Here is a 17653-nt window from a genome sequence, read left to right on the forward strand (position 1 = left end):
TTGCACCGCTTTCGAGAGAGTCGGTTGAACTACGGACCGGGCAGCGCCACGCGCGTAAACGCGCAGAGCGCAGGTCGCTCACTTCGCCGTGCGAGATCGGCCAGGCGGACTCCGAGGTCCGTCCCGGCTTCGCGATCCGGTCCGATCGCGCGGGTTGAGGTCAAATCAACCGTTATCTCGACGAGGTGTCGACATCGCTCCCTGTGGGTCCTTCCGACGTGCGGCTGCCACCGATCACGGTATGCCGAACCGGAAAGCGCCGTCCACCGCGTTTTCGAGATCCGTGCGCGCAGCGCGGCACGTGGCATATCGTGCGCGGGTGGCGGATCTGACTTTGGAGCTGGCTCAGAAGTTGCTGGCCGCGCAACCGTTCAGCATGCTGGTCGGTGCGCGGGTGACCGCTTTCGGCGACGGCGGTGCGACGCTGGAGCTCGACATCCGCGAGGATCTCCAGCAGCAGAACGGGTTCCTGCACGGCGGCGTACTCGGGTATGCGGCGGACAACGCGCTGACCTTCGCCGGCGGTGCGGCGCTCGGGCCGGAGGTGCTGACCGGTGGCTTCACGATCAACTACCTACGGCCGGCGCAGGGCGAGGTACTCCGCGCTGTCGCGAAGGTCGTGCACGCGAGCAGCCGTACGGCGACCTGCACCTGCGAGCTCCGCACCGTCACCGCGGGCAGCGAGACCCTGTGTGCGTTGGCCCAAGGCACCGTGATCGCCGTACGGCGCTGAATCCGTCAGTCGAAGAGGTCCTCCAGGAAGGACTTCTTCTTCTTGCGCGGGTACTGCTGGTTGCCGTACCGGCGGTCGTCGTAGTGCCGGTCGTCGCGCCGCCGGTCGTCGTCGTAGCGGCGGTCGTTGTCGTACCGCTTCTCCTCGTACCGCTTCTCCTCGCGCGGCGGCGGCGCGTTGAACCGCTGCTCGGCGTCCACCAGACGCTCGAGCTCACCGCGGTCGAGGAAGATCCCGCGGCATTCACCGCACTGGTCGACGGTGACACCGCTGCGCTCGTACGTCCGCATCGCGCCACGGCACTTGGGACAGATCAGGCTCTCCATCCGACAACGATAAGTGACGAAATCCCCGTCGTTCCGCCTCTCAGCCAACTCTCAGGATCTTCGCCGCCCAACTCTCAGGTCACTTGACGCTGGACAGGAAGGTCTTCAGGATCGGGCCCGCGGCCTTGGAGCCGGAGGCGCCGCCTTCGACGATGACGGCGAACGCGACGTCGCCGCGGTAACCGGCCATCCAGCCGTTGGTGGCGACCTTGCCGTTCACCACGACCTCGGCGGTACCGGTCTTCGCCGCGACCGCGCCGTTGCCGGCCAGCACCTTCGCGGTACCGCCGGTGACCGTCGTCCGCATGAACGTCCGCAGCGCCGCAACAGTTGCCGCGGGCAACGGAGAGGCCGCAGGGCCGGCCGCGTCCTTACCGGGCACGAGCACCGGCTTCATCGCCGTACCGTGGTCGACCGTGGCCGCGATCAGCGCGACCGCCAGCGGGCTGGCGGTGACCGTACCCTGGCCGATCATCGACGCGGCCTCCTCGACGTCGTCCTTCGGCAGCGGGACCTGGCCGCCGTACGCCGAGATGGACAGGCCCAGGTCCCGCCCGATGCCGAACAGCGACGCCGCCTTCGTCATCCCGTCCTTCGGCAGCCGCGCGTGCTGCGAGATGAACGCGGTGTTGCAGGACTCGTTGAACGCCTTCTGCATCGTGCCCGCGCCGTACGCCGCGAGGCCGTCGTAGTTCTTGAACGTCTTGCCGAACACGTTGATCGTGTTCGAGCACGGCAGCGGCGTCGTGGTCGTCTGACCGCTGCCCAGCAGCGCCGCCGAAGTGACGATCTTGAACGTCGAGCCCGGCGCGTAGCGGCCCTGGAAGGCGCGGTTGTAGCTCGCCGCCTGCGGCCCGTTCGCCGCTGCCAGGATCTGGCCGGTCGACGCCTGTACGGCGACCAGCGAGGCCGGCAGCTTGCTCGTCGCCAGCGCGGCCTCGGCGGCCTTCTGCATGTTGGTGTCGAGGGTGGTCTTCACCGGCTTGCCGGCGGTGCCCTTCTGGTTGAACACCGTCTTCACCGTCAGCTTGGTCTTGCCGTCCCGCAGCGCGACCGTGCCGCCCGGCGTGCCGGCGAGCTGCTGCTGGAACGCGTACTGCAGGCCGGTCGTGCCGACCTGGTCCTGCGCCGACGCCGTCGGACCGGCGTTCTTCAGCGTGTCCTCGGTCGCGGTCTTCATGGTGCCGATGATCGACCGGGCGAACGTCGAGGTCGGCGGCAGCGACTGCGTACCGCCCATCGTCAGCACCCCGGGCAGCTTGGTCATCGTCGGCCGGAGCTTCTCCCACTCCTCGGCCCGGATCGTGATCGCGTCCACGAACTGCCCGGCCGGCGCCGCCTTCGCGCGCGCCGCGAGCTTCGCGCCGTCGACATCGAGGTACTTCGTGAACGCGGCGTACGTCGCCGCCGTCGCCTTCGTGCCCGACGCGACGCCGACGATCACGATCGGCCTGTTCGCGGTCAGGGCGACGCCGTTGCGGTCCAGGATCGACGCCCGGGCCGGGAGCGTGCGGACGCGCTTGAGGTAGTTGCTGTCGCCGAGGCCGGGATAGATCGTGTCGCCGGAGGCCTTGATCTTCCACGTCTCGCCGGTCTTCACCGCGGTCGCCGTACTGGTCCATTTCATCGCGCCGATACCGCGCAGCTGCGCCTCGACGGCCAGCTCCTGGGTGCAGTTGCTGCCGTCGGCGCACTTCGGATCGCCCTGCGGGGCGACCGTGACGGTGCTGGCGACGAGCGCACTGTCGACGTCGTCGAGTCGCTTGGCGAACACGGTCGGGTTGTCGGTGAGCGCACCGGCCGCGTCCGGCTTTCCGTTCGGCGCCCACGCGTTCACCCAGGCGTCGGCGAACTGCTTGATGACAGCGCCGGACGCCTTCTGCTCGTCGCTCCCGGAACCGCCGCCGCCGGACGTGCTGTCCGAACAACCAGCGGTGATCAGCAGACTACTCAGGCAGACGATGGCAGTGGTTCGCTTCACGTTCTCAACTCTCGCACGACGACGGATGGACACCGGGCACAGTCTTCGGCGTGTGGTTCCCGACCACGAGGGCGAAACTACTCAACCCGCCCAAGTACGACGCGCGGACCCGCTCCGGAGTTCGCACCAGAGGGAGGCCGAATCGGGAGCAAGAGCCTGCGCGTATCGGCCCGGCCGGATTCTGGAACCGCGTTCCACCTGCGCGGCTCCCGGCGTATTCTGCTCCCTTGTGACCCGCCTTGCGCTGCACAGCCGTCTGATTCCCGGTACCGAAGAGGCCTACGAGCGTGAGCATGCTCGCGTCTGGCCGGAGCTGATCACGGCGATGCACGCCGCAGGCATCAGCGACTGGTCGATCTGGCGCAGCGGGCGCGACCTCTTCCACCTGGTCGTGGCCGACGACTTCGAGGCCGCCGTGGCCCAGCTGAAGCACGACCCGGTCGACCAACGCTGGCAGCAGCACATGAGCCAGTTCGTCGAGGGCTTCGCCGAGAACCCGGAGGGTGTCGCCGGTCAGTCGCTCCGCCACGTGTGGACGATGAGCGAGCAGACGGAGTGAAGTACGGATCTCCAGGCCATCACAATCCGCTCGCCGCGGACGTGGGCACGCTCTGCGCGGCGCGGCGGCGCCGATTGTGATGGCCTGGAGATCCCTGCGCTATCCGTGCATTTCCCAGACCAGCACCTCGGCACCGTCCGGGCCTCCGGTGAGGCGCTCGCCGTCGGTCGCGGTCAGTCGTGCGGCGTCCGCGGTGCCCAGTTCGCCGGCGTTCTCGAGGTTCGCCGTACCCGTCGCGACGAAGAGATGCAGGTACGGCGCGGCGGGTAGCGTGATCGTGCCGCCGGGGCTCAGACGCGCGACGGACATCCCGGCAGCGGGCTGGTTGATGCGGGTCGCCGTACTCGACATGTGTTTGGCGAGACCGGACGCCACCGGGACCAGCTCGCCGGTCGTCAGGTCGAGCTCGGTCTGCTCGTACGACGGCGGCAGGTCGAAGCGGTCCGGGCGGACCCACATCTGCACGTAGTGCACCGGCTCGGACCCGTCGTTCCACTCCGAGTGCTGGATCCCGGAGCCGGCACTCATCCGCTGCGCGAGGCCCGGATGGACCTCCCCGCTGTTCCCCTGCGAGTCCCGGTGCGCCAGCGCACCCCGCAGTACCCAGGTCACGATCTCCAGGTCCTGATGCGGATGCGTCCCGAACCCACTCCCCGGCGCCACGGTCTCGTCGTTGTGCGCCACCAGAAACCCGAACCCCACGTTCGCCGGGTCGTAGTGCGCCCCGAACGAGAACGAGTGCCGCGACTCCAGCCATTCGCTCGTAGTACGGAACCGCTCGTCCGCCCGGTGTATCTCCACGAGTCCCAGTAAATAGCAAGCGGACTGCGCCGCTCGGTGGGCGGCGCAGTCCGGTCTATTGGGTGAGACGCCTGGTCAGCCGGTCGGGTTCCCGTTGTCGGAGCCGAGGGTGGCGGTGACGGTCTGGGGGGTGCCGTTGCGGGTGAGAGTGAGTTTCACCTGGTCGCCCGGGCGGTGCGAACGGACCGCGGCGACCAGCGCGTCCCCTGACGAGATCGCCTTGCCGTCCACAGCGGTCACCACATCACCCGACTGAAGACCGGCCTTGTCCGCCGCACCGCCGGGCGTGACCTCGCCGAGGCGTGCTCCGTTCGGGAGCCCGTCGGACGACTGCGCGTCACCGACCGTCACACCGAGCCGCGCATGTGTGGCCTTGCCCTTGGCCACCAGCTCGTCGATGATCGGCTTGGCCTGGTCGATCGGGATCGCGAACCCCAGGCCGATGTTCCCGCCCTCGGACTGTCCTGGGGCGGTCTTGATCGCGCTGTTGATGCCGACCACCTGGCCGGCGAGGTCGATCAGGGCGCCGCCGGAGTTGCCCGGATTGATCGCGGCGTCCGTCTGGATTGCTGGGAAGACCGTCGTACTGTCGTCCTGCTCGTCGCCCGACGTCACCGGGCGGTCGAGCGCGGAGACGATCCCGCTGGTCACGGTCGCGGCCAGACCGAACGGCGAGCCGATCGCGACCACGCCCTGCCCGACCGCGAGCTTCCCGCTCGAGCCGAGGGTGGCCGGGGTCAGATCGGTCGCCTCCGCCTTGATGACGGCGAGGTCGGTCAGCGGGTCGAGGCCCTTGACCGTCGCCGGTACGGTGCGGCCGTCGTTCAGGATCACGGTGATCTTCGCGCCCTGCCCGGCGCCGGCGACCACGTGATTGTTGGTGACGATCAGGCCGTCCTTGCTGATCACGATGCCGGACCCGGTCGCCTGGCCCTGCTGGGCCGCGACCGCGATCTTCACCACACTCGGCAGCACCTTCGCGGCGGCGCTCTGCACCGAGCCGTCCGGGGCCGACGCGGGGGCCGCCTGATTGCCGTTCAGCGGGGCGGTCACCGACGGGGTGTTCGTGGTGGTGTCGTTGCTCGCCGAGTACACGGCCGCGCCGCCGACACCGCCCGCGGTACCGACCAGCAGCGCGGTCAGCGCCACCACGGCCAGACCGGGCCGGCGCTTCGGCTTCACCGCGGTCGCCGTGGCTTGCTGCGGGCCGAGGGGCCAGTTCGGGCCCGGAGACGCCCCCTGATGCGTCCCCGGCGCCCCGAACTGCGGGTAGGCACCCCCACCTGAGGGGTACTGGCCCTGCCGCTGCCCCTGCGGCCCCGAGTCCAGCCGCGGCTGCCCACCTTGCGGCGCCTGGTGCTGTTGCTGATGCTGCCCGTACATCGGCAACTGCTGCGTCCGCTCCGGCCCCTGCGGTCCCTGTGCATTCTGGCCGGACTGGTTCGGCTGCTGCGGCTGGTTCTCGGTCATGACAGGTACTTTGTCGGCCGGACCTGAAAAGGGCCTGAAGATCCCCTCGGAGCCACCGAAGAACTCCATGAAGATCCTCTGAAGGTCGCTGCAGGGTGTCGACGATTCTTAACTCGCCGCTAACGAAAACCTGTGCTGGCGAAAGTAGACATTCGTTGCGCGTGTCGCTAGAGTCTCTGGTGTTGCCAAGAGAGAACACGAGAAGCTGACGCGGGCGGCCGACGACCGCTCACAGCAGTACGAAGAAGAAGTCGGAACACTGAAGAAGAGGAGTGGATACGTCATCAGGATCGCCCGCCGCGGCTGTGTTTCGCCGTGCGGGTACCCGCAGTCCCATCGTGATTGGAAGGTGGTTCTCGGTTACGCATTCAGCGATCCCCGCGACGTCCGGCCCGTACGGCGGACCGCGGCAGTAGAGGCTGACTGACAAGTCAGTAGATGGTGACAATCCAAACCCCAGGGCCCCGGTGCTTCGGCACCGGGGCCCTCGACACGGAGGTGCGATGACCCCAGGCAGGCAAGCGGAGTAGACGATGGCAGAGAACCCAGCAAACCCAGAGAACCCGGCAGACCCGGAGAACTCAGCAGGCCCGGACATTCCTCAGACTTCAGCGGCCAACCTCGACGACGAGGACTTCCCGGCCTACACGATCGGGCGGGCCGCGGAACTGCTCGGCGCCACGCCGGGGTTCCTGCGCAGTCTGGACGAGGCGCAGCTGATCACCCCGCAGCGCTCCGAAGGCGGACACCGCCGCTACTCCCGCTACCAGCTCAGACTGGCTGCCCGCGCTCGCGAACTGGTCGACAACGGTACGTCGCTGGAAGCCGCCTGCCGGATCATCATCCTGGAGGACCAGCTGGCCGAGGCGCAGCGGATCAACGCCGAGCTCACCGCGTCGGCTGAGGAAGGCTGACGCCAGCGGTACGCGTCATGGGCTGCTATCGCGTCTGGGTGGCCGCGTGCGGCAGCCAGAGGGTGAACTGTGCGCCGGCCCCTGGAACGTTCCGGGCGTAGATCATCCCGCCGTGCTGCTCGGCCGCGTGCTTGACGATCGCCAGTCCCAGTCCCGATCCGGGCAGGCCGCGCGCCTCGCTGGACCGGTAGAACCGGTCGAATACGTGCGGCAGATCCGCCTCGGCGATCCCCGGGCCGGAGTCCGTGACCGTGAGTACGCCGTCCAGCAGCCGGACCGTCACGTGTCCGACCGGCTGCCCTTCGGTGTGCTGCGCCGCACCCTCGGGAACGCTGTACTTCGCCGCGTTGTCGAGCAGGTTCGTGACCGCGCGTCCGAGCAGCCGCTCGTCACCCCAGACCGGGAACGGTGTGAGCTGGACGTCCCACTCCAGTCCGGGCGCACGCCGCCGTACCTTCATGACCGCGTCCTCGACGACATTGGAGAGCTCGATCAGCTCCGCGTTCGGCACTTGGGGCGTGTCGCGGGCGAGCTCGGTCAGGTCACCGATCAGCTGGGTCAGCTCGTCCATCTGAGCGCGTACGTCGTCCAGCAGTTGCTGCCGGTCCTCGGGCCGAAGGCCGCCGCGCTTGTCCGCCTGGGCGAGCAGATCGAGGTTGGTGCGGACACTGGTCAGCGGCGTGCGCAGCTCGTGCCCCGCGTCGCCGACGAGCCGGCGCTGCCGGTCGCGGGACTGGGCCACTGCGCCGAGCATCGCGTTGAACGCCACCGCCAGCCGGGAGATCTCGTCGTTCCCGGTCACCGGGATCGGCTTCAGGTCCTCGGTCGCCGCGACATGCTCGGCGGCGCCGGTCAGCCGGGCCAACGGCCGCAGACCCGAGCGTGCCACCGCGTTGCCGGCCAGCGCCGCGCCGATCACACCGATCAGCCCGAACGCCCACAGCACGATCCCGAGGTTGTGCAGCGTCTGGTCGATCGGCGCCAGCGATTGCGCGACGACCAAGGCCCCGGGCTGGAGATAGTTCCCCGGCTCCGCCTCGCAGGCCCGGGTCAGGCCCTGCGGACAGTAGCTCGCGGGAACGGCGACCACGCGGAAGTGTGAGCCGGCGTTGCGTATGCCGACGGTGCGCAGGCTGGCCTCATTGCCCTGGTCCCGCGCTACCTGGAGCTCGTCCTGGCCCATCGGCGGCAGCAGGCTCTTCGGCGGCCCGAACTGTTGCCCGTCAGCGCTGATCACGCCGACGCGGATGTCACTCAGGCCGAGTGCGTCGGACGGGACGCCCTGCAGGATCGTGAGATCGGTCAGGACGCCCTTCTGCGCGGCCTGGGCAGCACGCTGCGTCAGGCTGTTGTCGAGGTTCTGGTACATCTGCTGGCGCACGGTGACGTACGCCGCGACGCTGACGATCGCTACCGCGAGACCGACCGCGACCGCCGCGAGCAGCGTCACGCGGGCGTGCAGACTCAGCTTGTGGAGCGTCTCGTTCCACCAGGTCTGGGTGCGGGCCGCGGTCGCGGCGACACGACTGCCGTTGCTGTGGGCAACAGGTGGTTGCGGTTGCGCTTGCGGTTGCGACGGCCGGTCGGCGTACGACGGGAAGTCGCCGGGGTGCTGCTGGCTCACGGCGGGGTGTCTCTCAGTACGTACCCGATGCCGCGGACGGTGTGGATCAGGCGCGGCAGACCGTTGACCTCGGTCTTGCGGCGCAGGTAGCCGATGTAGACCTCGAGCGAGTTCGCGGTGGTGGGGAAGTCGTAGCCCCAGACCGCGTCCAGGATGACCGCGCGCTCCAGCACCCGGCGCGGGTTGCGGATCAGCAGCTCGAGCAGCGAGAACTCGGTCCGGGTGAGCTGGATCGGTACGTCGCCGCGGTGCACCTCGTGCGCGTCGACGTCGACCACGAGGTCGGCGTACTGCAGCACCTCGCCGCGCTGGCCGCCCTCACCGGGGCCGGAGCTGCGGCGCAGCAGCGCGCGCAGCCGGGCCAGCAACTCCTCGAGCGCGAACGGCTTGGTCAGGTAGTCGTCGCCGCCGGCGTCCAGGCCGTCCACCCGGTCCGCGACCGCGTCACGCGCGGTGAGCACCAGGATCGGCACGTTGTTGCCGGCGGCCCGCAGGGCCTTGGTGGTCTCGAGGCCGTCCAGCCGCGGCATCATCACGTCCATCACCACGACGTCCGGCTCGACGTTGCCGATCACCGCGAGCGCCTCGGCCCCGTCGGACGCGGTCACGACCTCGAAGTCGTTGAACTCCAGCGAACGGCGCAACGAGTCCCGGACCGCCCGGTCGTCGTCCACTACCAGTACCCGCATGCTCCAGCCCCGCTTCGCTCGACGTTCCGCAACCGAGAGTAGGCCGGTTCTGTGAGAATCGGCTGAGAACCCGCTGATCCTCAACCTTAGAGGCCTGCTGCTCAGCTTCTCCGCGAGATCGCGACTCCGGCCAGGCACAGGACGCCGCCGGCCAGGGCGAGAGCGGTCGGGGTCTCGGACAGGAAGAGCCAGCCGAGGACGACGGCGACCGCTGGTACGGCGTACACGGTGACGCCCATGCGGCCGGCGCTGGTGCGGCGGAGGGCGAAGGCCCAGGTGGTGAAGCCCAGCGCGGTCGGGAAGGCGGCCAGGTAGACGATCCACCAGATGGTTGCCGCGTCAGCGGAGCGGAGCTCGCTGGCCAGCGTTGGGGCGAAGGGGAGGCAGACGACCGCACCGATCGTGCAGGCGAGCCAGGTGACCTCAGCCGCCGGCAGCCGGTTCAGCAAGGGCTTCTGGGTGACCACGCCGACGGCGTACGAGATCGCGGCGATCACGCACAGTACGACGCCCCAGGTCTCCGCGCGCCCGTCGGAGGTCGACGTACCAATCACGACGATGCCCGCGAACGACACCAGGCCCCCGATGACCAGTTGCCGCGGGAAGCCTTCGCCGAGCCCGAAGCCCGCGAGTACGGCGATCAGCAGCGGGGCGATGTGCACGAGCATGGCCGACGTACCGGCGTCGAGCCGGCGCTCGGCCTCGTTCAGGGCGAGGTTGTAGACGCCGAACCAGAGCACGCCGCACGCGATCAGCGGCAGCCAGTCTCGTTGGGCCGGCCATCGACGTACGGCGGGACGGGCGGGACGGTGCCGGGTGAACAGCAGCGCGCCGAGGAAGAGGCTGCCCAGGCCGAGCCGGGCCAGGGACAGGGCTCCGGCCGAGATCTCCGTGCCGAGGTGCCGGATGGCCACGAACGACGACGCCCACAGGACGACTGTGACGGCAGCGGCGACGGCCGCGAGACCTGGGCGGGTCGGCGCTTCGGTGCGAGTGGTGGTCACACCGACTACCGTAGAAACGGGATCTGCAGGTTTCCATGGCAGAACGAAGGCTAGGAGCCCGATATGCTTACCGAAACGAGAAGCCCTGTGCTGGATGACCTCAATACCCGGATCCTGACCGAGCTGTCCGCGGATCCCCGGCTGCGGACCACCGAGCTCGCCCGCAGGCTCGGGGTGTCCACGCCGACGATCCGCGAGCGGGTCGCGCGGCTGGAGGAGTCCGGAGTGATCCGTGGGTACCGCCTCGACATCGACCCGGCCGCGCTCGGCCGGCCGGTCGCCGCCTGGGTCCGGCTGCGCCCCGGACCGGGGCAGATCCCGAAGATCGTCGCGCTGGCCGAGCGCACCCCGGAGGTCGTCGAGTGCCACCGGATCTCCGGCGAGGACTGTTTCCTGATCCGCGTCCAGGTCGCCGAGATCCCTGCGCTCGAAAGCGTCCTGGACAGGTTCCAGGTGCACGGGCAGACGACCAGCTCTTTCGTGGTCTCGACGCCGGTGCCGCCGCGCAGCGTGCCGCTGTCCGCAGGGTGAACCCCAACCACCGCCAGGAGTGGTCTGCATCACTAGTCTGGTGGCGACTTCAGCGACGGAAGGACCCTGGACCATGGCTGCCGACAAGTCTGTCCGCAGAGTTGCCCTGCTCACCGCCGGCGGGCTCGCGCCCTGCCTGTCGTCCGCCGTCGGCGGACTGATCGAGCGCTACACCGCGGTGGCGCCCGACGTGGAGATCATCGCCTACCTGAACGGGTACCACGGCCTGCTCAGCGGCCGCTTCCTCGACGTGACGCCGGAGGTACGGGAGAAGGCGTCCCTGCTGCACAAGTTCGGCGGCAGCCCGATCGGCAACAGCCGGGTGAAGCTGACCAACACCGCCGACCTGGTCAAGCGCGGCCTGATCCAGGACGGGCAGAACGCCCTCCAGGTCGCGGCCGAGCGGCTGGTCGCGGACGGTGTCGACGTACTGCACACCATCGGCGGCGACGACACCAACACGACGGCCGCGGACCTGGCGGCGTACCTGCAGGAGCACGACTACGACCTGACCGTGGTCGGCCTGCCGAAGACCATCGACAACGACGTGGTCCCGATCCGGCAGAGCCTGGGCGCCTGGACCGCGGCCGAGCAGGGCGCGCTGTTCGCCCGCAACATCATCGCCGAGCACTCCTCGAACCCGCGGATGCTGATCGTCCACGAGGTGATGGGACGTAACTGCGGTTGGTTGACCGCGGCAACGGCCCAGGCGTACCAGCAGTGGGTCGACGAGCAGGAGTGGAACCCGGGAATCGGCCTGCGCAAGGGCGGCTGGGACGTCGACGCCGTCTACGTGCCGGAGGCAACGATCGACCTGGACGCCGAGGCCGAGCGGCTGCGCAAGGTGATGGACGACGAGGACTGCGTCAACATCTTCCTGTCCGAGGGCGCTGGGGTGTCGTCGATCGTGGCGGAGATGGAGGCCCGCGGCGAGGAGGTCGGCCGGGACCCGTTCGGCCACGTCAAGCTGGACACCATCAACCCGGGCGCGTGGTTCGCGAAGCAGTTCGCGGAGCGGATCGGCGCGGAGAAGACGATGGTGCAGAAGAGCGGGTACTTCAGCCGCTCGGCCGCGGCCAACGACCGCGACCTCGCGCTGATCAAGGAGTGCACCGACTACGCCGTCGACGCCGCGCTGCGCGGGGAGTCCGGCGTGGTCGGCCACGACGAGGAGCGTGGCGACGAGCTGCGGGCGATCGAGTTCCCGCGGATCGCCGGCGGCAAGGAGTTCGACCCGACGGTCGACTGGTTCGTCGACCTGAAGTCGCGGATCGGCCAGAGCTGAGCTAGAGCCGTTCGCGAAGGCGGTCGACCCACTGGTCGGCCGCCTTCTCCACCTGGGCGAGGACCTCGTCGAAGCCGTCGTCCTCGCCGTAGTACGGATCCGGTACGTCGTCCTGCGCGAACAGTTGCGCGTCCGCGCCGTGCAGGCGCAGCGTCGCGAGATGCCCTGAGTCCATCGCGAGGACCAGGTCGCGCTGCCAGGACCGCTCGTACTGGCGGGCCCGATGCGCGCTGCCGTCGTACCCACGGCTGCGGAGGGCGGCCGCGGCGCGCGGGTCCATCCGGTCGCCGACGTGCCACCCGCCGGTACCGGAGCTGGTGACCTCGACGCCGTCGACACCCGCCTCCGCCAGCTTCGCGCGCAGCACCACCTCACCCATCGGCGAGCGGCAGATGTTCCCTGTGCAGACGATCTCGACGTGCACTAGCGAACTTCGGCCTTCTCGGGCAGGACGGCGTTGATGATCATGCCGACGACGCTGATGATGAGGGCGCCGAAGAGTGCGGCCCAGAACCCGTCGACGTGGAACTGGACGTCGAGCTTGCCGGTGATCCAGGACGTCAGCCAGAGCATGACGGCGTTGATCACGAAGGTCAGCAGACCGAGGGTGAGGATCAGCAGCGGGAAGGACAGCACCTTCACCACTGGCTTCACGATCGCGTTCACGATCCCGAAGATCGCCGCCACGATCAGCAGGGTCAGCACCCGCCGGCCGGTGGTCGCGCCCTGCAGGGTGATCCCGCCGACGAGCCAGCTCGCCACGGCCAGCGCCACCGCGTTCGCCAGCAACCTGATGATCAAGTTCTTCATGCCCTCGATCCTCCCACCCAAGCGGTAACAGCACCGTCCGTACACACCCTGATGCGCCCCTGACTCTTGACACCGAAAATGACCAAGTGATCTGATCATTTTCATGTCACGCCCACTGGTTGCGGTAGTCGCGTTGTCACTCACGGCAGCGGGTCTCGCTGTCCCTGCTGCCTCCGCCAATGCGGCGAGTTGCGGCGCCGTTCAGACGGATTGGACCGCTCAGGCGACACCTCATGCAGCGCCGGAGGGGTTACTCAACGCCTACAGCGACACCGGGAAGGGCTGGACCGGTGCGGACAGCACCTACTCCGTGCCGTTGTCCGGCGGCCGTACGGCGTGGGTCTTCTCCGACACGTTCCTCGGGCCGGTGAACCCGGACGGCAGCCGCCCGAAGAACACACCGTTCCTCAACAACTCCTTCGTGATCCAGAAGGGCCAGAACCTCACGACCGTCACCGGCGGTACGGCGACCAACCCGACGTCGCTCGTCCCGCCGCCGTCCAACGGCTGGTACTGGTTCGGTGCCGCGCAGACGAGCAACGCCGGCCGGAACCTCGACGTGGTCGCCCTGCGGTTCGAGAAGACCGGCACCGGGCAGTGGGACTGGCGCTGGGCCAGCAACTACCTGGCCCGGTTCGACAGCAAGACGTTCAAGCTGCAGAGCCTGAAGCCGATTCCGTCCGGTGCGAACGTGCAGTGGTCCGGCTGGCTGCTGCGCGATCACGGGTACACCTACATCTACGGAGTCGAGGACCTGGGCGCATCGAAGTACCAGCACGTCGCCCGGGTTCGCGGTGACGAGCTGACTGCGAAGGCGTGGGAGTACTGGACCGGCTCGGGTTGGTCCAGCGACGAGACCGCGTCGGTCCGTGTTCTCCAGGGTGTCGCCAACGAGCACAGTGTGACCCGCTGGAACGACGGCTACCTGCTGGTCACGCACGACACCAACGAGCTGTTCAGCAAGCGGGTCCTCGGGTACTTCTCCTGCTCGCCGACCGGTCCGTGGGTGAAGCCGGTCGAGCTGTTCCACACGCCCGAGACCGGCGGAAACATCATCACGTACAACTCCCACGACCACCCGGACCTGCGCAGCGGCAACACGCTCCTGGTCAGCTACAACGTCAACAGCCTGGTCAGCGACGAGCTGTACGGCGACGTGAGCATCTACCGGCCGCGGTTCGTCGGCGTCACCCTGGCGGCGGCTCAGTGAGCACCGGAGGAGGCGTCGTACGACGCAGTCTGCTGGACGATCTGGCGACGTCCATGCTCGCGCTGATCGCGGAGCGGAAGCTGTCGCCCGGAGATCAGTTCGAGGCGGTGCGATCGCTCGCGGAGCGGTTCAAGGTCGCCGTACCGACTGTCCGGGAGGCGCTGCGCCGGCTCGAGGCGACCGGAGCCGTCGAGCTCCGGCACGGCTCCGGCGTGTACGTCGGTCCGAACGTCGACCGGCTGGTGCTGGCGAACCCCCTCGCGCTGGCACCGAGTCCGGATCGGCTGGTGGAGCTACTGCAGGCACGTGTCCTGATCGAGCCGCCGGTCGCCGCGCTGGCGGCGAGTACCCGGGTCGAGACCGCACTGGAGCGGATGGCCAACGACCTCGACGCCGCGGCCGAGCTGATCGCGTCCGGCGACCATGCGCGGTTGGCCGAGGTGAACATGGACTTCCACCGCTCCCTGGCACAGGCCTCCGGCAACGCGACGCTGGCCGAGGTGGTCGAGTCGGTCACGGTCGTGAACGCCCGGGAGCAGTTGGAGATCCTGCACATCCACGGTGACCGGCAGGCCGACCTGGACGAGCACCGCGCCATCTACGACGCGGTCCGCTCCGGCGACCCCGACCTGGCCGAGCTACTCACCCGCGAACACCTCGACGGCGTCCTGGCCGTCATCAACCAACGACTTCAGCACCCCTGAGCTGGAAGGACGCATCACATGCAACGCAAGACCAACCGCAAAGCGCTGACTGCCCTGGTGATGGCCGGCGCGCTCGCGCTGTCCGCCTGCGGGGGCGGTGGCGGCACCGCAGGACCGGCGAAGGGTGAGGACAAACCGGTCGACTCCCTGAAGTTCTACAACGACAAGGGTGGCTGGAAGGACGCGTTCACCCAGGTCGGCGCGGCGAGCAAGAAGGACGTCGGCGTCGGCATGGAGCCGGTCGGGTACTCCGACTCGAACACGTACACCGCCTTCATCCGTTCGTCGTTCCGGACCAAGGAGAAGGCCGACCTGTTCACCTGGCACACCGGCAAGGAGCTTCAGGATCTGGTGGACCAGAAGCTCGTCGCCGAGACCACCGACCAGTGGACCAAGGCGATTGCCGACGGCAACATCCCGGAGCAGCTCAAGCAGTACTTCACCTTCGACGGCAAGCAGTACTGCGTCCCGCTGAACGCCGGCTACTGGGTGATGTACTACAACAAGGCCGTCTTCAAGAAGGCCGGCATCACCGAGACCCCCAAGAACTGGGCCGAGCTGACGCAGGTCGCGGACAAGGTCAAGGCGGCCGGCGTGAAGCCGTTCTACCAGACCAACATCCTGTTCTCGTTCGTCTGGTTCGAGACGCTGCTGGCCGGCAAGGACCCGGACCTGTACGACGCGCTCGCGGCCGGTAAGGCGAAGTACACCGACCCGGGTGTGGTCGAGGTGATGAACGAGTGGAAGAAGATGATCGACGCCGGGTACTTCAGCGACCCGGGCGCGAAGACCGAGCCGCAGGCGCAGCTGAAGAACGGCGACGTCGCGATGATCAACTTCGGCACCTGGTTCAGCGGCAACCTGAACACGCTGAAGATGAAGGCCGGTACGGACTACGACTTCTTCGTGATCCCGAACGTCAACCCGGCGCTGCCCAAGACGTCGATGATCTTCGAGACCGGCCCAGTCTGCTCGGCCGCGGCGAGCGACCACGCGTCGACGGTGAAGAAGTGGACCGACTGGTGGCTCACGCCGCAGGCGCAGACCGCCTGGGCGAACTCGCGCGGCGACCTGTCGTTCAACCCGAAGGCCGAGGTCAAGGACCCGGCGCTGTCGAAGCTGAACAAGGACGTCGGCGGTGACGGGTACCGGCTGATCAACCGGTGGTTCGAGGCGACGCCGGTACCGGTGGCGAACAAGGCGCTCGAGGTGTTCGGCGCGTTCGTGACCAAGCCGGGTGACCCGATGCCGGGCCTGCAGAAGATCCAGGCCGAGGCGGACGCGTACTGGGCCAAGCAGAAGTGAGAAACGCAGCAGCCGCCCGGACAGGTGCACGAGTAGCGCCCCTGTTCGGGCTCCCGGCTGCCGGTGTCGTCGCTCTGCTGCTCTACCTGCCGTTCCTGTGGACGACGTACGTCAGCTTCACGGAGTACGACGGCCTCGCGTCGCCGGTGTGGAACGGACTGACGAACTACAAGGCGATGTTCAGCGATCCCGATCTGATCGGGTCGCTGGTCAACACACTGCTCTGGGTCGCCGGCATGATCACGCTGCCGGTGGTGCTCGGGTTGCTGGTCGCCGTACTGACCTACGGACACAAGTGGGGCACGTGGCTGCGGCTGCCGTTCCTGCTGCCGTACGCGATCTCGGGTGTGGCCGTCGGTGTCATCTGGGGCTTCGTACTGCAGCCGGACGGCGCACTCGGCCAGGCACTCGGCTTCTTCGGCCTGCCTGGTGAGCACACCGGCTGGCTCCAGTCCGGTCCCGGAAACACGCTGATGATGATCGTCGCCACCACCTGGCAGGCAGCCGGCGTCAATGCCCTGCTGTTCGTCGTCGGACTGCAGTCCATCCCGACCGAGCCGCTCGAGGCCGCTCGGCTGGACGGAGCCGAAGGATTCAGCTTGTTCCGGCACCACCTCTGGCCGCAGCTGCGGGCCATCACCACGGTCGTCATCGGTCTGTCGCTCGTCGGCAGCCTCAAGACCTTCGACGTCGTGTGGGTGATGACGCAAGGCGGCCCTGGTACCTCTTCCGAGACGCTCGCGTTGTCGATGTACAAGGAGACGTTCGTGCTGAACGACTACGGCCAGGGCGCGGCGATCGCGCTGTTCCTGAGCCTGGTCACCTTCGCCGCGTCGATCCTCTACCTGCGCTACCAGTTGGGGGACGCCCGTGAGCAAGGTTAGAACGGGTCTCCTGGTACTGCTGGGCCTGATCTGGCTGGCCCCGGTCTACCTGTTGATCGTCAACGCGTCCAAGTCCGTCGACGGGTACGACGCCAAAACGGTGTGGAAGCCGGCCGGGTTCTCGTTGTTCGCGAACTTCGGGGACGCCTGGAGCAAGGCGGCGCTGGGCGACACGTTGGTGGCCACCACGATGTACAGCGTGGTCGCGCCGGTGCTGGCGGTGCTGATCGGCGCGGCGGCCGGCTATGCGATCGTCGTACTGCGGTTGCGGCGCGGCTTCCTGTGGTTCGTGTTCATCTTCGGCGGGACGATCTTCCCGCTGCAGATGATCCTGATGCCGTTGTTCTCCGGGTACGCCAACTCCGGGCTGTACGACACCCGGGTCGGGATGATCGTCGTCTACACCGCGATCAGCGTGCCGTTCTCGGCGTTCGTGATGCGGAACTTCTTCACCGGGATCGCGCGCAGCGTCTTCGAGGCGGCCGTGGTCGACGGCGGGGGACTGTTCCGGATCTTCCGCAGCATCTACCTGCCGATGGCGGGCTCGGCGCTGGCCGCGATCTTCATCCTGCAGGCGACGTTCGTCTGGAACGACCTGCTCCTCGGGCTGACACTCAGCCAGTCGGAGTCGGTCCGCCCGATCATGCCCGCGCTCACCGGCCTGCAGAGCACGTACGGCGGCGCCGCGCTGCCGACCGTCCTCGCGGGCGGCCTGCTCGTGTCGCTGCCCACCGTCATCCTGTTCCTCGCCGCCCAACGCTTCTTCTCCCGGGGCCTCGCCCTCGGTCAGTTCTGATTCTCGGAGGAAATATGCGAACCGCCA

The 17653-nt window shown here is 68.3% G+C and carries 19 protein-coding genes; 10 read left to right on the plus strand and 9 right to left on the minus strand.

Features of this window, described 5'->3' with window-relative positions:
* Positions 1-319: 319 nt before the first annotated feature.
* A complete protein-coding gene (locus BJY22_RS06940) occupies positions 320-733 on the plus strand; it encodes a PaaI family thioesterase (protein ID WP_337758310.1) in 414 nt (137 codons plus the stop codon).
* Positions 734-738: 5 nt separating this feature from the next.
* On the opposite strand, the gene BJY22_RS06945 is transcribed toward BJY22_RS06940, so the two are convergent.
* Complete coding sequence (locus BJY22_RS06945; protein ID WP_167204524.1) at positions 739-1059, minus strand: TFIIB-type zinc ribbon-containing protein; 321 nt, start codon at positions 1057-1059, stop codon at positions 739-741.
* Between the two features lie 79 nt (positions 1060-1138).
* Positions 1139-3040, minus strand: coding sequence for a penicillin-binding transpeptidase domain-containing protein (locus tag BJY22_RS06950; protein WP_167204526.1), 1902 nt, complete (start codon positions 3038-3040; stop codon positions 1139-1141).
* A gap of 229 nt (positions 3041-3269) precedes the next feature.
* Between BJY22_RS06950 and BJY22_RS06955 the strand changes: the two genes are divergently transcribed.
* Positions 3270-3599, plus strand: a complete 330-nt coding sequence (locus tag BJY22_RS06955) for an L-rhamnose mutarotase (RefSeq protein WP_167204528.1) — start codon at positions 3270-3272, stop codon at positions 3597-3599.
* A gap of 99 nt (positions 3600-3698) precedes the next feature.
* Here the strand turns inward: BJY22_RS06955 and BJY22_RS06960 are convergent, their stop codons facing one another.
* Both BJY22_RS06960 and BJY22_RS06965 read right to left on the minus strand, forming a co-directional pair.
* Positions 3699-4400 carry a pirin family protein gene (locus BJY22_RS06960; RefSeq protein ID WP_337758315.1) on the minus strand — a complete coding sequence of 234 codons (702 nt, stop codon included), beginning with the start codon at positions 4398-4400 and terminating at the stop codon, positions 3699-3701.
* Between the two features lie 75 nt (positions 4401-4475).
* Positions 4476-5870 (minus strand): S1C family serine protease, encoded by a 1395-nt coding sequence (locus BJY22_RS06965; RefSeq protein WP_167204530.1) that lies wholly within the window; start codon positions 5868-5870, stop codon positions 4476-4478.
* 533 nt (positions 5871-6403) lie between these two features.
* Between BJY22_RS06965 and BJY22_RS06970 the strand changes: the two genes are divergently transcribed.
* Entirely contained in the window at positions 6404-6784 is a 381-nt protein-coding gene (locus BJY22_RS06970) for a MerR family transcriptional regulator (protein ID WP_167204532.1), read from the plus strand.
* A 25-nt stretch (positions 6785-6809) separates the two neighbouring features.
* On the opposite strand, the gene BJY22_RS06975 is transcribed toward BJY22_RS06970, so the two are convergent.
* From BJY22_RS06975 to BJY22_RS06985, 3 genes are all read right to left on the minus strand, one after another.
* A complete protein-coding gene (locus tag BJY22_RS06975) occupies positions 6810-8408 on the minus strand; it encodes a sensor histidine kinase (protein ID WP_337758318.1) in 1599 nt (532 codons plus the stop codon).
* Complete coding sequence (locus BJY22_RS06980; RefSeq protein ID WP_167204534.1) at positions 8405-9097, minus strand: response regulator transcription factor; 693 nt, start codon at positions 9095-9097, stop codon at positions 8405-8407. Before BJY22_RS06980 ends, BJY22_RS06975 begins: the two co-directional genes overlap by 4 nt.
* Before the next feature lie 101 nt (positions 9098-9198).
* Positions 9199-10101 carry an EamA family transporter gene (locus BJY22_RS06985; RefSeq protein ID WP_167204535.1) on the minus strand — a complete coding sequence of 301 codons (903 nt, stop codon included), beginning with the start codon at positions 10099-10101 and terminating at the stop codon, positions 9199-9201.
* A 63-nt stretch (positions 10102-10164) separates the two neighbouring features.
* Here BJY22_RS06985 and BJY22_RS06990 point away from each other — a divergent pair, with 63 nt between their 5' ends.
* Complete coding sequence (locus BJY22_RS06990) at positions 10165-10632, plus strand: Lrp/AsnC family transcriptional regulator (protein ID WP_167204537.1); 468 nt, start codon at positions 10165-10167, stop codon at positions 10630-10632.
* 73 nt (positions 10633-10705) lie between these two features.
* Positions 10706-11917 (plus strand): pyrophosphate--fructose-6-phosphate 1-phosphotransferase, encoded by a 1212-nt coding sequence (locus tag BJY22_RS06995; RefSeq protein ID WP_167204539.1) that lies wholly within the window; start codon positions 10706-10708, stop codon positions 11915-11917.
* A gap of 1 nt (position 11918) precedes the next feature.
* On the opposite strand, the gene BJY22_RS07000 is transcribed toward BJY22_RS06995, so the two are convergent.
* Positions 11919-12341, minus strand: coding sequence for a low molecular weight protein-tyrosine-phosphatase (locus BJY22_RS07000; protein WP_337758321.1), 423 nt, complete (start codon positions 12339-12341; stop codon positions 11919-11921).
* The gene (locus BJY22_RS07005) at positions 12341-12727 is read right to left on the minus strand and encodes a phage holin family protein (RefSeq protein ID WP_167204541.1); all 387 of its coding nucleotides are present in this window, start codon (positions 12725-12727) and stop codon (positions 12341-12343) included. The genes BJY22_RS07000 and BJY22_RS07005 overlap by 1 nt, the downstream gene beginning before the upstream one ends.
* A gap of 103 nt (positions 12728-12830) precedes the next feature.
* On the opposite strand from BJY22_RS07005, the gene BJY22_RS07010 reads away from it, so the two are divergent.
* From BJY22_RS07010 to BJY22_RS07030, 5 genes are read left to right on the plus strand one after another with little or no spacing between them, the layout of a single operon-like run.
* Complete coding sequence (locus BJY22_RS07010) at positions 12831-13937, plus strand: DUF4185 domain-containing protein (RefSeq protein WP_167204542.1); 1107 nt, start codon at positions 12831-12833, stop codon at positions 13935-13937.
* Positions 13934-14641, plus strand: coding sequence for a FadR/GntR family transcriptional regulator (locus BJY22_RS07015; RefSeq protein ID WP_337758322.1), 708 nt, complete (start codon positions 13934-13936; stop codon positions 14639-14641). The genes BJY22_RS07010 and BJY22_RS07015 overlap by 4 nt, the downstream gene beginning before the upstream one ends.
* An 18-nt stretch (positions 14642-14659) precedes the next feature.
* Positions 14660-15946 (plus strand): ABC transporter substrate-binding protein, encoded by a 1287-nt coding sequence (locus tag BJY22_RS07020; RefSeq protein ID WP_167204544.1) that lies wholly within the window; start codon positions 14660-14662, stop codon positions 15944-15946.
* Complete coding sequence (locus BJY22_RS07025; protein ID WP_337758323.1) at positions 15943-16830, plus strand: carbohydrate ABC transporter permease; 888 nt, start codon at positions 15943-15945, stop codon at positions 16828-16830. The genes BJY22_RS07020 and BJY22_RS07025 overlap by 4 nt, the downstream gene beginning before the upstream one ends.
* Positions 16817-17626: an ABC transporter permease subunit gene (locus BJY22_RS07030; RefSeq protein WP_167204546.1), complete on the plus strand. Its 810-nt coding sequence runs from the start codon at positions 16817-16819 to the stop codon at positions 17624-17626. The genes BJY22_RS07025 and BJY22_RS07030 overlap by 14 nt, the downstream gene beginning before the upstream one ends.
* The last annotated feature ends 27 nt before the right edge of the window (positions 17627-17653 follow it).

Source organism: Kribbella shirazensis (assembly GCF_011761605.1).
GTDB classification, from domain to species: Bacteria; Actinomycetota; Actinomycetes; order Propionibacteriales; family Kribbellaceae; genus Kribbella; species Kribbella shirazensis.

What these genes read in the sequence shown, in the direction of transcription:
- BJY22_RS06945 (WP_167204524.1), bottom strand. Translation starts at nt 1,059, where the DNA reads ATGGAGAGCCTGATCTGTCCCAAGTGCCGTGGCGCGATGCGGACGTAC.
- BJY22_RS06965 (WP_167204530.1), bottom strand. Translation starts at nt 5,870, where the DNA reads ATGACCGAGAACCAGCCGCAGCAGCCGAACCAGTCCGGCCAGAATGCA.
- BJY22_RS06970 (WP_167204532.1), top strand. Translation starts at nt 6,404, where the DNA reads ATGGCAGAGAACCCAGCAAACCCAGAGAACCCGGCAGACCCGGAGAAC.
- BJY22_RS06980 (WP_167204534.1), bottom strand. Translation starts at nt 9,097, where the DNA reads ATGCGGGTACTGGTAGTGGACGACGACCGGGCGGTCCGGGACTCGTTG.
- BJY22_RS06990 (WP_167204537.1), top strand. Translation starts at nt 10,165, where the DNA reads ATGCTTACCGAAACGAGAAGCCCTGTGCTGGATGACCTCAATACCCGG.
- BJY22_RS06995 (WP_167204539.1), top strand. Translation starts at nt 10,706, where the DNA reads ATGGCTGCCGACAAGTCTGTCCGCAGAGTTGCCCTGCTCACCGCCGGC.
- BJY22_RS07005 (WP_167204541.1), bottom strand. Translation starts at nt 12,727, where the DNA reads ATGAAGAACTTGATCATCAGGTTGCTGGCGAACGCGGTGGCGCTGGCC.
- BJY22_RS07010 (WP_167204542.1), top strand. Translation starts at nt 12,831, where the DNA reads ATGTCACGCCCACTGGTTGCGGTAGTCGCGTTGTCACTCACGGCAGCG.
- BJY22_RS07020 (WP_167204544.1), top strand. Translation starts at nt 14,660, where the DNA reads ATGCAACGCAAGACCAACCGCAAAGCGCTGACTGCCCTGGTGATGGCC.